Origin of the sequence: Lyngbya aestuarii BL J (assembly GCF_000478195.2) — a bacterium.
Classification (GTDB): domain Bacteria; phylum Cyanobacteriota; class Cyanobacteriia; order Cyanobacteriales; family Microcoleaceae; genus Capilliphycus; species Capilliphycus aestuarii.
The window spans coordinates 1-14844 of sequence record NZ_AUZM01000108.1; the positions used below are offsets into that span (position 1 = coordinate 1).

13 protein-coding genes, 1 tRNA gene and 1 pseudogene are annotated in these 14844 nt (G+C 42.5%); 10 read left to right on the forward strand and 5 right to left on the reverse strand.

From position 1 onward, the window contains the following. Positions 1–301, reverse strand: a pseudogene (locus M595_RS25430) (photosystem II D2 protein (photosystem q(a) protein)); the annotation flags it as partial. Positions 302–682: 381 nt separating this feature from the next. Between M595_RS25430 and M595_RS25435 the strand changes: the two are divergent. The 10 genes from M595_RS25435 (at position 683) to M595_RS25480 (ending at position 10773) form a co-directional block, all read left to right on the forward strand. Next, positions 683–952 carry a UPF0367 protein family gene (locus M595_RS25435; protein ID WP_023069442.1) on the forward strand — a complete coding sequence of 90 codons (270 nt, stop codon included), beginning with the start codon at positions 683–685 and terminating at the stop codon, positions 950–952. Continuing rightward, on the forward strand, positions 949–1644 hold the full coding sequence (locus tag M595_RS25440; protein ID WP_023069449.1) for an energy-coupling factor ABC transporter ATP-binding protein: 696 nt from the start codon (positions 949–951) through the stop codon (positions 1642–1644). The genes M595_RS25435 and M595_RS25440 overlap by 4 nt, the downstream gene beginning before the upstream one ends. A gap of 212 nt (positions 1645–1856) precedes the next feature. Then, positions 1857–2414 carry an NYN domain-containing protein gene (locus M595_RS25445; protein ID WP_023069446.1) on the forward strand — a complete coding sequence of 186 codons (558 nt, stop codon included), beginning with the start codon at positions 1857–1859 and terminating at the stop codon, positions 2412–2414. Between the two features lie 84 nt (positions 2415–2498). Further along, positions 2499–2570, forward strand: a tRNA-Asn gene (locus M595_RS25450). Between the two features lie 38 nt (positions 2571–2608). Continuing rightward, complete coding sequence (locus M595_RS25455) at positions 2609–3790, forward strand: aminotransferase class V-fold PLP-dependent enzyme (RefSeq protein ID WP_023069445.1); 1182 nt, start codon at positions 2609–2611, stop codon at positions 3788–3790. 198 nt (positions 3791–3988) lie between these two features. After that, positions 3989–4786, forward strand: a complete 798-nt coding sequence (cobA, locus tag M595_RS25460) for a uroporphyrinogen-III C-methyltransferase (RefSeq protein ID WP_023069450.1) — start codon at positions 3989–3991, stop codon at positions 4784–4786. Positions 4787–4881: 95 nt separating this feature from the next. Next, positions 4882–6390, forward strand: a complete 1509-nt coding sequence (locus M595_RS25465; RefSeq protein WP_023069453.1) for an efflux RND transporter periplasmic adaptor subunit — start codon at positions 4882–4884, stop codon at positions 6388–6390. 166 nt (positions 6391–6556) lie between these two features. Beyond that, positions 6557–7735 carry an ABC transporter permease gene (locus M595_RS25470; RefSeq protein ID WP_023069448.1) on the forward strand — a complete coding sequence of 393 codons (1179 nt, stop codon included), beginning with the start codon at positions 6557–6559 and terminating at the stop codon, positions 7733–7735. Between the two features lie 46 nt (positions 7736–7781). Then, positions 7782–9830 carry a TolC family protein gene (locus tag M595_RS25475; RefSeq protein ID WP_023069455.1) on the forward strand — a complete coding sequence of 683 codons (2049 nt, stop codon included), beginning with the start codon at positions 7782–7784 and terminating at the stop codon, positions 9828–9830. Further along, positions 9823–10773, forward strand: a complete 951-nt coding sequence (locus M595_RS25480) for an RluA family pseudouridine synthase (RefSeq protein WP_023069452.1) — start codon at positions 9823–9825, stop codon at positions 10771–10773. The genes M595_RS25475 and M595_RS25480 overlap by 8 nt, the downstream gene beginning before the upstream one ends. Here the strand turns inward: M595_RS25480 and M595_RS25485 are convergent. From M595_RS25485 to M595_RS31325, 4 genes are all read right to left on the reverse strand, one after another. Beyond that, positions 10750–11286, reverse strand: a complete 537-nt coding sequence (locus M595_RS25485; RefSeq protein WP_023069451.1) for a hypothetical protein — start codon at positions 11284–11286, stop codon at positions 10750–10752. The genes M595_RS25480 and M595_RS25485 overlap by 24 nt on opposite strands. A 98-nt stretch (positions 11287–11384) precedes the next feature. Next, positions 11385–13628 carry a DUF3769 domain-containing protein gene (locus tag M595_RS25490; protein WP_023069443.1) on the reverse strand — a complete coding sequence of 748 codons (2244 nt, stop codon included), beginning with the start codon at positions 13626–13628 and terminating at the stop codon, positions 11385–11387. 235 nt (positions 13629–13863) lie between these two features. After that, a complete protein-coding gene (locus M595_RS29740; protein WP_023069444.1) occupies positions 13864–13980 on the reverse strand; it encodes a photosystem II reaction center protein I in 117 nt (38 codons plus the stop codon). Between the two features lie 112 nt (positions 13981–14092). Beyond that, positions 14093–14844 (reverse strand): hypothetical protein (locus M595_RS31325; protein ID WP_023069454.1); only part of this gene is annotated, 752 nt, incomplete at its 5' end.

The window sequence follows — 14844 nt, forward strand, 5'->3', positions numbered from 1 at the left end:
AGTCCCACTGAGCTTCGGGTCCCCACAGGAACAGCAGGGAATGTCCCAGACTGTTAGCGGGGGTACTGACAGCGGCGGTTAAGAAGTTGCAGCCCTCTAGGTAGGAGCTTGCTAAACCGTGGGTGTACCAAGAGGTGACAAAGGTGGTTCCGGTTAACCATGCACCTAAAGCCAGATAGGCACAGGGGAACAGTAGGATACCCGACCAACCCACAAATACAAAGCGATCGCGTTTCAGCCAGTCATCGAGGACATCAAACCATCCTCTCTGTAACTGAGGGCGTTCGACTGCTATGGTCATTGACGATATTCTCCAGATTTATGATTACAAGAGGCTAAGTATCTCTCATTTTACCGTCTTTCTCATCTGCGTTAACAAAAAATGAGAGTGACTACAAGAGAATGTTACTTTTCTTTACCTCTATGATCAGTATAAGGATTATTTGTGCAACTGACAAGGGGTAAATTGCGGAGGGGACGTATTTAAACGTGAGTTGTCCGCCGTAGAATGGGGATGAGATTGGGTTCGGTGAAGCGAGGCGATCAAGTCCCAGAAACCAAAGCTTGGCAGCGAGATCCAGCGGAATCGTTCTCTGAGAGTCTAGCGTGAAGATTACAGCTCAAAATCTGCCATACTATACTGATTGATGAAGTTCTAACTTTTAAGTTTTCTTAAAGATTTATGTTCTCGATTGATCTGATTGTTAAGTACACACCCATTCCGTTGTCGGTCGAACAAAAGTCACTCGAAGACGCTCAAGGGGTCTATCAAAAAGTGATCGATGCAATGCAAGCGGGTCAGCCTCAAGTGCTAGAACTAACTTGTGATAAGATTCCCGACAAAAAAATTTCAATTCTCAGTAGCGAAATTGCGGCGGTGCAAATTTCTCAAAAGTCTGGAGCATCAACCACAGGAAGAACCCCTGGCTTTATGAATCTAGTTGGAGAATGAACCCCTCAGACTCCGTAAATGTTCCCACCTCAGCTATTACGGTTCGTCAGCTTTGCTATAGTTGGCCAACAGGCGCACAGGTCTTGAAGTCTTGCTCTCTAGCAGTTCCTCAAGGGGAATTTTGGATGCTATTGGGGACAAATGGTAGCGGGAAGTCTACCTTGTTGCGTTTGTTGGCTGGGTTACTCGCCTCCCAGTCTGGAGAAATTGCCCTTCAAGGTCGAGTTGGGTTTGTTTTTCAAAACCCTGACCATCAACTGGTGATGCCAAGTGTGGGGGCTGATGTGGCGTTTGGATTGGTTGAAGATCAACTGTCTTTAACGGAAGTTCGTCAACGGGTCGTCGATGCACTGTCGGCGGTGAAGTTACAGGAGTTGCAGCGACGCCCGATCTATGCCCTCAGTGGGGGTCAAAAACAGCGAATTGCGATCGCCGGGGCTTTGGCCAGACAATGCCAGGTGTTGTTGTTTGATGAACCCACTGCTTTGCTTGACCCCGACAGCCAACTCGATCTCGTGAGTCAAGTTCGTTCTCTGGTTAAAAGTCGAGGAATTACCGCGTTGTGGGTCACGCATCGCCTCAACGAACTCGATTACAGTGATGGTGCTTTTCTGCTGTCAGGAGGGCGGGTGGTTGCGGCAGGTGATCCTGAACCCTTGAAACAGCGCTTGATGCAACAGATTGATACTTAATCTATCTTTTGTTTTCTTCATGGCTTTCGGTTCTCTGACTTGAGGTGTTGAACTTCAGGTCAAAGTGCCGACCTCCGAGGTTTAGCATCCTTTGATTTTTGTTGTGATTCTGATTCATCTGTATGTAATAATGTGTTCAGAAAAAAATGTCACCGCTAGGTGGTGTAACTGCACGCTATGTAAATTTATGAAGAGTATCAGAGTCCTAAGCCATGCCACGTCATTTATCAAAAGTCATCCTCCTAGTTGATGGTTATAACATGATCGGAGTCTGGCCCCTATTGCGAACCAAGCAAGAAGGGCAGGGAATGGAAGAAGCTCGTCGCACACTTGTAGAGACATTGGTCAACTACAGTGCTTTTGAAGGACTTGATGCTCGGGTCGTCTTTGATGCTCATTATCAAAATACCCCTAGCGTTGTCGAAACGGTCACTCGTAATTTATCTGTTCATTACACAGATTATGGTCAGACCGCAGATACTTATATTGAAAAGATCTGTGCAACTCTTGCTCATCAATTACGGTTGTCTCGGCGGAGGTTAATTGTTGCCACCTCAGACCGAGCTCATCAACTCACGGTGATCGGTTACGGGGCTGAATGGATGTCGGCTTTGCAATTGGCTCACGATGTCGAATCAACGGCTCGTCGTCGCCAACGCCGTCACAAATCCAATAAGCAGTCTTCTAGTCGTTTTCTGGCAAATTCTCTGGATGCAGAGTCTCAGAAACGCCTAGCAATGTTACGCCTGGGACTCAAGCAATCAACCTAAAAAAAATATCTCTGGGGGGTTGACTTTTTTTAGGGCTTGCGGTTACTATAGATAACTGTGACTAAACTAAACTTTTGAGAGCAATCCTCGGTAGCTCAGTGGTAGAGCGGTCGGCTGTTAACCGATTGGTCGTAGGTTCGAATCCTACCCGGGGAGTTTAAATACATAAAAAGGGATTGAGAATGAGGAATGAAATGCTGGATGTAGAAGTTCAGACCTCAGACTACCGAAAGTATTGGTTACTTGATTCTGAAGTGACTTTTCTCAATCATGGTTCTTTTGGGGCTTGTCCGATTCCTGTTTTGCAGCGACAAACTCAACTGCGGGAACAGCTAGAACGTCAACCTGTTCATTTTTTTGTACGGGAGTGGGAGTCGCTGTTGGATGAAGCGCGTCGTCAGTTAGCTGAATTTTTGGGTGTAATAGCAGAAGAACTCGTTTTTGTTCCCAACGCCACAACGGGTATCAATAGTGTACTGCGATCGCTGCGTTTTTCGCCCACAGATGAATTGCTGACGACTAACCATGAGTATAACGCTTGTCGGAACGCTTTAAACTTTGTCGCCGAACGTTGGGGTGCAACAGTTAAAATTGCGAATATTCCCTTTCCCCTCAACTCACCCGATGAGATTATTTCTAGTATTTTAGAACAAATTACACCCCATACAAAATTAGTTTTAATTGATCACATTAGTAGTCAAACGGGTTTAATTTTTCCTCTCAAACCTTTAATTTGCGAACTCAATTCACGGGGAATAGAGAGCTTAGTCGATGGCGCTCATGCACCGGGAATGTTACCTTTAAATTTACCGGAAATCGGCGCGACTTATTATAGTGGAAACTGTCATAAATGGCTTTCAGCACCCAAAGGAGCCGCATTTTTATATGTTCACCCGGATAAACAAAACAAAATTCATCCGGTAACGATTAGTCATGGTGCAAACTCTCCTCGCACAGATCGCTCCCGCTTTCAACTCGAATTTGACTGGATGGGAACCCATGATCCGACCGCTTATTTTTGCATTCCTGAAGCGATAAAATTTATGGGGTCATTGCAACCAGGTGGATGGTTAGAATTAATCCAGCATAATCATAACACAGTCATAGCGGCTCGAAAAATCTTGAGTGAAAAACTAGCCGTAAAATTACCATGTCCTGATGAAATGATTGGTGCAATGGCAACGATTATTTTACCGGACAAAATTCAGTTAATTCCAAGCTTACAAACTCAACTTTGGGAAAAATTTAAAATTGAAGTTCCGATCATTCCTTGGGAAAATCAACCCCAAAAATTAATGCGAATCTCTGCTCAAATTTATAATACCCATTCGGATTATCAGAAATTAGCCGAAGCTTTAATTAGCTTAATGAGTTAGGAAGGAAAAGAAATAAATAGTAAAATGAGTTATGATTCTTCAATCAAGAATCTATTGTTAATCTCCTCAATAAATTAATATCGGCAATAAGCCAGCGTATCAACTTGAGAAAAAACTGAGTATAATAAGATGAACCTAAAGTCTAATTCAACGACAGTCAAGAAAATTGAGTGAGTTGCTAATAACAACAAGGAAAGTATGAACCCAAGTCTTGTAGATAATAAAGCCAGTCACAATTACGGTAAAGTCTATTTAGTCGGTGCAGGCCCCGGAGATCCTGGATTATTTACTCTCAAAGGAAAAGGACTCCTTCAATGTGCAGATGTTGTTGTGTATGATGCTTTAGTAAGTCCGCCAATTCTAGACATGATTAACCCCGAAGCCGAAAAGATTCATGCGGGAAAACGACGAGGACGCCACTCAAAAAAGCAAGATGAAATTACTCAAACTTTAATCGAAAAAGCAAAAACAAACGCGATTATAGTTAGGCTAAAAGGCGGTGATCCGTTTGTGTTTGGACGAGGGGGCGAAGAAATGGAAGACTTAGTTAAAATGGGAATTCCGGTCGAAGTTGTTCCTGGTGTAACTTCGGGAATTGCAGCACCCGCTTATGCCGGAATTCCACTCACGCACCGTAATTATAGCTCCTCTGTAACGTTTGTAACGGGTCACGAAGCCGCCGGAAAATATCGCCCCGAAGTGAACTGGAAAGCGATCGCTCAAGGTTCAGAAACGCTGGTAATTTATATGGGTGTTCATAACTTAGCTTATATTACTTCAGAATTAATCGCCGCAGGTCGCAGTTGTGAGACACCGATTGCTTTGATCCGTTGGGGAACCCGACCCGAACAAGAAGAATTAATCGGACAATTAGATACAATTGTAAAACAAGTAGAAGAAACAGGATTTGAAGCCCCGGCGATCGCCATTATTGGAGGTGTGGTTGATCTCCAAGAAATTTTACCTCATTGTCTCCCCTCGGTTGCAGGAAGATAAATTCTCGTAAAGCAGGTTAAACTGGAAGGAGCCAAACGAAGTCAGAGGGTAAAAGTGTTTGGTCTTTTTACAGTTTTTAAAGCTTACAATTTACTGTGTCTAGCCTAGATTATCAAGCTAAAAAAGCCTATCAAGTGGGAATGCGCTGGCTAACGGGAGCGTTTGTTTTAGCCAGCCTGAGTGTGGGAGGAGTTTGGGGTTATGATTGGATTAAAAATCGACCCTTGACTCCAACAAATGCCGAGTTAGTTGAAGTGGAATTGGGAAATATTGAAAATAAAATTAGTGCGGGTGGAACGGTTGAACTCGGCGGACAACGAACGATTAAATCACCCGAAGAAGGGGCTGTTGAGCGCATTTTAGTTCGCCAAGGAGACAGAATTTCAGCAGGTCAAGAATTAATCATTTTGCGAAATCCCCAACGAGAAACAATTTTAAACAAAAAACAATTAGAGATTCAAAAACAGGAAATAATAGTTGAACGGCATCGACAAAAAATAGAAGAAGCTGAAAAAAAGCTAAGAATTGCTCAAGCAGACTATGAAGGAGATGTAGAAGATTATCAAGAAGAAGTGGCGTACAAACAAACTCTCAAAGATTTAGAACTCGAGAAAATCAAAGCCAAAATCAACCGCAATCGCCAGAAAGTCGAAGAAGCAAAAGCCAATTTAAGAGCCGCCGAAGTCGAACTTGAAGAGTTAGAAAAACTTTTAGAACGGGGGTTCGTTGCTCAACAGGAAATTGACGGTCAAAGACAAACTGTTCGGGAACGTCAAGCATCATTAAGAGATACTGAACTTGAGTTAAAAAATGCCCAAATCGAGTTAGAAACCGCCCAAGTTGAGCCAATCGAAATTCAGACCGGTGTCAATAGCACTCAGGTTTTTGAAGCCGAAATCGAACTCCAACAAGTTAAAGCGGAATGGAAACAAAGCCAAAGCGAACTTGAACGTCTCCAAGTCGAATATCAAGAAGAATCCCTAAGATTAGAAAATAATATTGTTACCGCTCCCATTGATGGAGTTATTCTTAATATTAACGTTAAACCGGGAGATGGAGTTAACCGCAGTGATGAATTAATGACCTTAGGAGATCCGAATCAAGAACTCATTCAAATGCAGCTTTCTACCCTCGATGCCGCTCAAGTTAAACCCAATCAAAAGGCAAGAATTAGCATCATTGGCCCCAACGAAGAAACCTTTACTGGACGAGTCCAAAACATCGGTTTACAAGCAAGAAGTTCAGGAAATAATAATAATTCATCTGGACAAGCTACAGTTCCCGCTACAATTCAACTCGACGAGCCCACAAAAACATTAATTCCAGGGAGTGCGGTGAGTGTAGAAATTATCTTAGAAGACCGCAATAATGTCGTTGTATTAAACACCGAATTAATTCAACGCGAAGGAAAATCTAACTATGTTTGGGTTTTAGATTCCGAAAATACCGCTCAAAAACAACCGATTACGTTAGGATTAGAAGGGTTAGTTCAAATTGAAATCAAATCGGGTTTAGAAGCAGGGGAACGAGTGATTTCACCTTCTCCTGATACGCCATTAGAACCGGGAATACCTATCACAGTAACCCCACTGGTAACGGATTAAATTGGGGCAAAGATAACCAAAATAACGCTAAGATGAAAACGGATAGATAATCTCAACCCCACTGGTAACGGATTAAATTGGGGCAAAGATAACCAAAATAACGCTAAGATGAAAACGGATAGATAATCTCAACCCATCCGTTTCCATACCCCATCCGTTTCTAAAAATGAGCTTATCTCCTTTTAACTTAATTGGTTTAAGTTGTCAGTCTCTCGTCGGAAACCCCCTGCGTTCCGGCTTATCGATAATTGGTGTCTTTATGGGAGTTGCTGCGGTGAGCGCAACCCTACAAGTTCGCAATATTAGCCAAGCCGTTATCGCCCAACAACTCGCAGAAGGAGATGCGCCTCAAGTCGGTTTTACTCCTCAGTGGAACCGTATTACTCGTCAAAGATCATCGTTCAACTTAGAAGATCTGGAATTTTTACAACGACGTTTAAGAGGAGTACAAGCAATTAGTGGGATAAATTGGATGCGTTCATCTCAAGTTGTCTTTCAAGATCAAGAAGCCACACCTAGAATGAGAGCAGTAACACCAAATTATCTGGAGACAATCGGCCAAAAATTAGTTGCTGGACGCTCTTTTACCGCTATAGATTTTGAACAATATCGACCTGTAATTATTATTGATCAATATCTAGCAGAACAGCTTTTTAAAGGCATCAATCCTCTTGGGAAAAACATTTATATTGAATATCGACCTTATGTTGTGATCGGGATTATTCCAACTAATTCAAACGATGATGAACCGACGGGAACTATTTATATCACGACGGCGTTTCACAGTACAATGACTGGAAACAATACGATTAGCTCAATTTCGATACGTCCTCAAAGACTTGAAGATTTACAAAATTTAGAGGAACAGGGTCTAAAACTTTTAGAACAGCGTTATCCCGGCTCTAAATTTTGGTCTTGGAACACCGTAGAAGATATTTTAGAACAGAAAAAAACGCTAGAATCTGTCTCAACTGCATTATTAGTTGTCGGAGCGATTTCACTTTTAGTTGGCGGGGTAGGAATTGCCAATATTACCATTGCGGCGGTCATTGAACGAACCCCCGAAATCGGCTTGCGACGGGCGATAGGAGCCACCCAAAAGGATGTCATGTTGCAGTTTATCTTAGAAGCGGCTATCTTAAGCTTGGTTGGGGGAAGCCTTGCAATTGTCAGCGTTCATGGGTTAACGGTGATTGTCGCCCAGCGCTTTGAGTTCCCCTATACTTTTGAGAGTCGTAATGCTGCGATCGCCTTATCATCTGCGGTGTTAGTCGGTGTCGGAGCCGGATTTTTTCCCTCGTTACGCGCGAGTCAACTCGATCCCGTTAAAGCTTTAAAAGGATAATCACTTAAGCTGATTAATTTTTTGATGAAATTAGCCGTAATTTTTTATGTCTTCATCTCCTGATTATTCATCCGAAAATTCTGCTTCTCAGTCTCCACCCTCTGGCAAAATTCGACTTGCTTTAATCCTGAGTGGAACGCTGAGTTTAATAGTTGCTTTAGCTGTCGGATGGCGATTTTCTAACGCCGACGCTATGCGATCGCCCTCGGAAGTTCAAAGCGAAACTCAACCCCAATTCTTAACACAAACTCCCTCAATTCAACCTCAACCTTCCCCAACCCCAACCTTTAAAGTTCCTCAACCTGTTGAGAATCAGGTGGTGATGGGAAATCTTCGCCATCAGTCTAAAAATTCGACACCAAACCCCGATCAATTAACAACTATTCCTGAATCCAAAACCCCTATAAATTCGACTCCTTCTCCAACTCAAACTCCTTCTAAAAATTATTCTACAAATACTGTTCAAAATCCCGGTGAAAATCCGAAGCCACAAACAAATATCTTCCCGAAAGCATCATCAGTTAATCAAAATAAAACCCTGAATAATACTCATTTAAATGATAGTTTTTCTCCCGATTATCTACGGGCTAAAATAGAACCCGAAAAATTTACAATGGCTCAAACCAAACCCGAAATTCAGGTTGAACCCGAACCGGATAAATCTCCTCCCGATCCTTCGGCGGTGAAACTCAGGTTAAGAGATACAATTTTTCTGGCTTTAGAAAACAATCGCACCATTAAAAACCAGTATTTAGAACGTATTGTTCAACAACAAGATTTAGCCGTTGCTGAGGATAAATTTGTTCCGGATTTTACCCCCAGAATCGCTTTAGATTGGCAAAATTTAGAGCAAGGTGGAACAACCAATACAACCAGTGGTTTGGTTTTATCGGCGCAATTAGAAATGAAAATTCCTACAGGAGGAGAATTAAATTTAGGTTGGGAAGGTCAAAGAGAAAACCGGAGTGGAGACAATTTAGACGGTCAAAATAATAATATCTTTAGACAAAACTTAGAACTTTCTTTTAGACAACCTTTGTTGAGAGGAGGAGGAATTGATCTCAATCAAGCTTCGATTAAAATTGCTCGCATTGATGAGACGATCAATTTACTTGATTTAAAATTAACATTGATCGATCAAATTACAGACGCAATTTTAGCCTACCGCCGTTTACTTCAAGCGCAAGAACAACTCAAAATTGAACAAAATTCTTTAGAAATTGCTCAACAACAAGTCGAAAATACTCAAGTTTTAATTGATGCAGGACGTCAAGCTAGAGTGGATTTAGTTCCGGTGATTAATCGAGTCGCGAATCAAGAAATTAGTGTGTTAGATGCGGAGAATAATCTTCAGCAACAACGATTAACATTATTGGAAATTCTCGATTTAGAGCAGAACTTAAATATTATTGCTGTTGAAGAAATAACATCAGTTGAATCTCAATCTCTCAATTTTGAGATGACTAAACAACTCGCTTTAGAAAATAGACCGGATTATTTAAAAGCTAAACTGGATTTAGAACGTTCACAGTTTGAATTGCAAGTAGCGGAAAATAACCGACGTTGGAATATTGATTTAAGTACAAATGTCAATCGTGAATTAGCTCCAGATATTGTTGAAGATAGAACCGAAGTTAGAGCAGGAATTGAACTCAGAAAAACATTAGGTAATCGCAATATAGAACGAGATTTTCAACGGAGTCGGGTTGATTTATTACAGGCTGAAAATAATCTAGACGAGGAATTCCAAGAAATTGAGATAGAACTGCAAAATCGCATTAGAGATGTTAATGATAACTTTAGAAAACTTCAACTCACCCAACGCGCAACTGAACTCGCCGAACAACAGTTTCGCAATGAAGAAGATAAGGTCAAACTCGGAGTCGGAAATAGTTCTGTTGTTGACTTGGTTCGATTTCAAGAAGATTTGGGACGGGCGAGAAATAATGAATTAAATGCTAAAATAGATTATCTCAACTCAATTACTGAACTCAATCAAGTGGTAGGAACAACATTAGAAACCTGGAATATCACCATTGAACAAAATATAGAAGAGATCGATCCTAATTCTATTTCTAATTATCCCAATGAATAGTCAACAAACAATCACCTTAACGGTATCAGATCAACATCAACGCTTAGATCGGTGGTTATCGGAAAACTTAGAGACTCTATCAAGATCGCGTATTCAAAACCTGATTTCTCAAGGTCATGTTACCGTTAATCAACGGGTTTGTACCTCAAAAAAATTAACCTTAAAACCCGGAGATTACATCGAAGTTAAAATTCCCCCCAACCAACCTTTAGAACTCGAAGCCGTTGACATTCCTCTCGATATTTTATATGAAGATGAACATCTAATTATTATTAACAAACCCGCAGGTTTAGTCGTTCATCCCTCCGCCGGACACATTAATGATACCCTTGTCAATGCGTTACTCGCCCACTGTGATACACTCGCTGGAATTGGAGGGGTTGAACGTCCGGGAATTGTGCATCGTTTAGATAAGGATACCACAGGTGCAATTGTCGTTGCAAAAACTGATTTTTCCCTGCAAAGTTTACAACAACAAATTAAAAATAAAACCGCCCAACGTCAATATTTAGGAGTCGTTTATGGTTCACATAAAACAGATTTTGGGACAATAGAACAACCCATCGGGCGACATTTGGGCAATCGCAAAAAAATGGCCGTTGTGACCATTGAAAAAGGGGGAAGAAATGCAATTACCCATTGGCAAATTCAAGAACGTTTGGGAAATTATAGCTTAGTTTTGTTTACCTTAGAAACGGGAAGAACTCATCAAATTCGAGTTCATAGTCACTTTATCGGACATCCAATTGTGGGTGATTTAGACTATAGTAGTGGGCGATCTGTTGGGGTTAATTTATCGGGTCAAGCCCTTCATGCGTGGAAGCTGAAATTACAACATCCCGTCACAGAAGAGTGGATCGAAGCAATCGCCCCATTACCCGAAGAAATGAACACCTTATTACAAGTCTTACGGCGTCGTTTAGGGTTCACTGTCGGGGGATGAACGGGCTGGGGGAAGGGTCTTTTGACTGTTTTCTAAAATCATCTTTAATTTAACCATAAAATCCGTATGAATTGAAGTTGTCGTTCGGGGAGGTTTTGTTAAGGACAAAGGAGGTCGAGTTGAAGATTCTCTGGGTTTTAAATTTTCCACCGGTGAGGACTGTTCTAGAGTTGTATCTGGATCAGTTTCTTCGATATTAGATGCTTCTCCGACTTCCTCCCCCACCGTTAAAGCTTTAGGTAAATTCTTACAAATTAACTGCTCAAACTCCCAATTAAAATGATAAATAGGCTTACCTCGACGCAACCAAATCGATAAAATCTGTTCTACAGAAATAGACTTATACCGACCTTGATAAAGGGCTTCGATCACCGCAAAATAAATCCAATAATATTCATAGTTCTCCCCCCATCCCTCGACCCTTTCTTCGCTAGAATAATCTCCCAAATCAAAACTATAGTGCGTCAGCAAAGCCGCTGCAATCGCCCCATGATCCGGTGAAACTTCAAACACAATAAAAATTCATTAAAAATTAACTTAATCTCGAAATTTTTAACAAATCAAAGTCATATTAGCATAAGCTAGACAAAAGATGAGAAAGTCAAACTCCCTTATTCTTTAATCCCTGAGAACGGTTCAGAACCTCCTGTCCAGTTAAAGTCACTAATCCGCAGATTCAAACTGCCAATCCGGCGAACGGGACTAATTCGCAAAATCACCCCATAAGTCCGACGACTATATTCTAAAGTAAATTCATTATCGACTGCCAAACCATTTTCTAGGTTAATAGAATATTCAAACCCCGCCCGTAAACCGCCATAAATTTGCTGAACCAATCCAAACGTCAAAATACTTTCATCCACCCGTCGATCAAACAAAAACGGAGATTCTCCATCGAGAGCCACTTGAGTATAAAGAAGATTAAATCCGGTATAGTCGAAAAAGTCTCGGGAAAAATGCCCGAATTGTCCTTGAAATCCGACTGTACCACTCAGATAAGATTGGGAATCATCTTCAGTGTAGATATTCGTTACTCCTTGGGCTTGCAAAATCAACCGAATAAACGGAACAACAGGTCTAGGAGTGTATTTTAACCCTTCTGTGGGCGTTAGGGGTAAAGCTTCACCCTGCCAAATAATCGGCGGATAAATTAAAGTTGCCAGTCCTTGAAACCGGGTGCGAGTCGTGCGGTCATTATCCCGACCCGGTTCGTTCAAAATATCCAAGCGATCGGTTCTGGCTTCAATTTGTTGTAATCCCCCTTGGAATTTAAACACCGCCCCGGAGTTTCCCAGTAAAATTTCAGGAGAGGTTAACACCGCCCCCGCACTGCGTTGTACGGTTCGGAAGCCAAGGGTACCATTAAAAATCCGATCACGATAGCTGTATTCCCCAGTCAGGGTGTAACCGTGAATTAACTGTCTGACCCGAATACTGGCGCGATATTCATCTTCTTCGAGATCGGGAAAATCTTCAAAATTGGTAATGGACAAGCGGCTATCGAAAAAGGTTTGGGGAGAAAGTGGCCCGGAGAGTTGGGCTTGTAAGCCATAAAATCCACCATCACCGGGATCGAGATCTTCCTCAAATGCTCTTTGAAATAACAATTGGGGAGAAATATCCAAACCAATCGGCCCAAATCTGACGGGATTAACATTCCATTCGACATAGTAACCGCCGAGATCATCAAGGTCATAGCCAATGGAAATGGGAGTGGGTTCGCGTTGACGGCGATCAATCACGGTGCGATCGCGAAACAGAGGTAAAGCAAAGTTTTGATCAAAGACGAGGCGAGAACCGGTTGTTAGAAGTTCATCTTGAAAGCGAGAAATGCGTCGCAGGCGAGCTGTATCCGCTCGGAGTTCCAATTCGGGGGGTGAAAAGGGATCGTTGGTAATTCGCACATCTTGGGCTTCCCATTCTCCATTCGGTAAAATGTCAATGCGGTCAGCTTCAAACCGCAGGCGGTTCACATTTCCTTGTAAGTCAGGAAAGGATAAGCCACTGACTTCCACATCCGCCCCCTCTGTCGGGACAACATTTTCGACGGGTTGGGATGAAGTAATGCGATCGCTAATGGGGGAACGGAGAACTGGCCCAACGCCTTGTTCTTGCAAGGGTTCAGAAACCTCAGTAGAAGCGAGATCATCGGTTGAAATCACCCCACTAGCATTGGTAATTACACCTGTGCTTTTTACCAAGTTGTAGTCCATGCGTTCACCCCGGATGACTTGGTTTTCTCGGGTTAGGGCGACATTTCCGCTGGCGACAACCTGACGAGTGTTCAAATTGACTTGGGCTTTATCGGCATCAATTAAAACGTTTTGAAAGCGGATCATCACATTTCCTTCGGTGGTGACGATTTGACGTCGTTGGTCAAATTCTTGACGATCTGCTGTCACTTCTAAGAGATCGGTCGGTAAAATTACGGGTATGGGGATTTCTGCTTCTGGGTTCGGTTCTGAAGGGGTTTGAGACAGTAAAGGAGTCTCAGGGGTGGAAAAGGTTTTGGGAGCAAAGTTTAAGGAGGAGGTGAAGTCATAACTTACTTTTCCTCGTAGTTGAGGGGAGGGAGTATTTGCTAAATTTAAAGACAAAGCAGGCCCCAGTGAGTCCGCCGATACTGAAGATGAGGATGAAGATGAGGCTAACTCTTGTTTGAGGGCTTTGAGTTTTGGGAGTTGATAGGCGACCGTTTCATTGCGGTGTACGGGTTGATTCGGTTGCTCGGATCTCACACCGGAAGACAACTCCGTTGATGTCGGAATCGTCTGAGGTTGAAGTGGATTGGGGGTTGGGTCGGGGAGGGTTTGAACAAGGGGAGGCGGTTCAGGTGGCGGGACCGGGTAGGGCATAGTTTGGTAACAAAAATCACACGATCAGCCCGATTTTATCAGTTCAACCGCGTGAAGGACTGCACTAGAACAATGCCATTAGCCATTGAGCCGACTGACTGATGACTAATGACAATTCAAGCTCGTTATCTTAACACAGTTAATGGGCTACTAATCGGCGAGTATTTGCAAAAGTTGTTTGAACTCAACTTGCATTGATAGGATCGAAGACAAAGACCCGGCGGATTTTTTGGAATTATTCCATGTCTTTACGTTTGGGGTTGCGGGCGGGGTCGTTGGACAAAAATCCAAAGATGAACAGTAAGACAAAGAAGGACACGACTATATAAACAGCGATTTTTAGAGTTTCCATGATGATCTCTCCTAAAGTTCGATTTTCAAATGAAAGCAGCTATACAAAACGTACAGTTTTTTCATCTTATCTTAAAATTTGACTGATTTTGACGCGAGATTGCCTGGGCGGTCTATCTTTGTTTGATCCATTCCCAGGCTCTGATCACCGCTTCTTCAACCCAAAACAGCACTCGATCTAGCCATTCGAGTACCTGTTCTAAGGGATGCTTGACATAACCCACTGCTGTTGCTTCTGCTGACAAACACTCTGGGGAGGCTGTATCGTTGTGATTGGCCGAATTGCGCCCACAGGTGGTGAGTGCAGTGCGTTGGGCGGGTTCCCCGACTTGAAGCAACTGCCGAACCTGAAAGGAGCGAGGTCTAACCGCTACCGCACCATCGTCTGTCTCAGAATATTTTATGGCATCACTCATTATTAAACCACAGTCTGGGGAGGTTGTCAAGCTCTTGGCGGAATATTTTTCAGATTTCGTCGTGGAAGTTGCAGCCAAGGGACGCCGAGAATTGGTCAGAATTGGAGATTGACTTTTTTGGGGTTGGGGGGTTAATTGTTGATTTTGAGGGGTTCCACTCAGGACATTTTCCGGTTGAGACTCACTATTTAATTGATAATTATGATCTTTAAAAAAGAAGTAATCTATCGCCGCCCAAATTACCGATTGAACTTGGTGTAAATTGGCTTCGACTGAGGTTTGAATAGAATAATTTTCAGGGGTATGAATCGTTAATTCTTTGGCACTCGTTTGCCAAGCTTGACGGAGGGTTATTCCCAATTCTTCTGTTGTGCGGGTGATTGCCTGGGTATAGTTTTGGGCGATTGTGATTGCAGAGAACCCGGTTTGTTCGGGAGAAGATTGAAAAG

What these genes read in the sequence shown, in the direction of transcription:
- M595_RS25470 (WP_023069448.1), top strand. Translation starts at nt 6,557, where the DNA reads ATGAGCTTATCTCCTTTTAACTTAATTGGTTTAAGTTGTCAGTCTCTC.
- M595_RS25440 (WP_023069449.1), top strand. Translation starts at nt 949, where the DNA reads ATGAACCCCTCAGACTCCGTAAATGTTCCCACCTCAGCTATTACGGTT.
- M595_RS25455 (WP_023069445.1), top strand. Translation starts at nt 2,609, where the DNA reads ATGCTGGATGTAGAAGTTCAGACCTCAGACTACCGAAAGTATTGGTTA.
- M595_RS25480 (WP_023069452.1), top strand. Translation starts at nt 9,823, where the DNA reads ATGAATAGTCAACAAACAATCACCTTAACGGTATCAGATCAACATCAA.
- M595_RS25445 (WP_023069446.1), top strand. Translation starts at nt 1,857, where the DNA reads ATGCCACGTCATTTATCAAAAGTCATCCTCCTAGTTGATGGTTATAAC.
- M595_RS25475 (WP_023069455.1), top strand. Translation starts at nt 7,782, where the DNA reads ATGTCTTCATCTCCTGATTATTCATCCGAAAATTCTGCTTCTCAGTCT.
- M595_RS25490 (WP_023069443.1), bottom strand. Translation starts at nt 13,628, where the DNA reads ATGCCCTACCCGGTCCCGCCACCTGAACCGCCTCCCCTTGTTCAAACC.
- M595_RS29740 (WP_023069444.1), bottom strand. Translation starts at nt 13,980, where the DNA reads ATGGAAACTCTAAAAATCGCTGTTTATATAGTCGTGTCCTTCTTTGTC.
- cobA (WP_023069450.1), top strand. Translation starts at nt 3,989, where the DNA reads ATGAACCCAAGTCTTGTAGATAATAAAGCCAGTCACAATTACGGTAAA.
- M595_RS25435 (WP_023069442.1), top strand. Translation starts at nt 683, where the DNA reads ATGTTCTCGATTGATCTGATTGTTAAGTACACACCCATTCCGTTGTCG.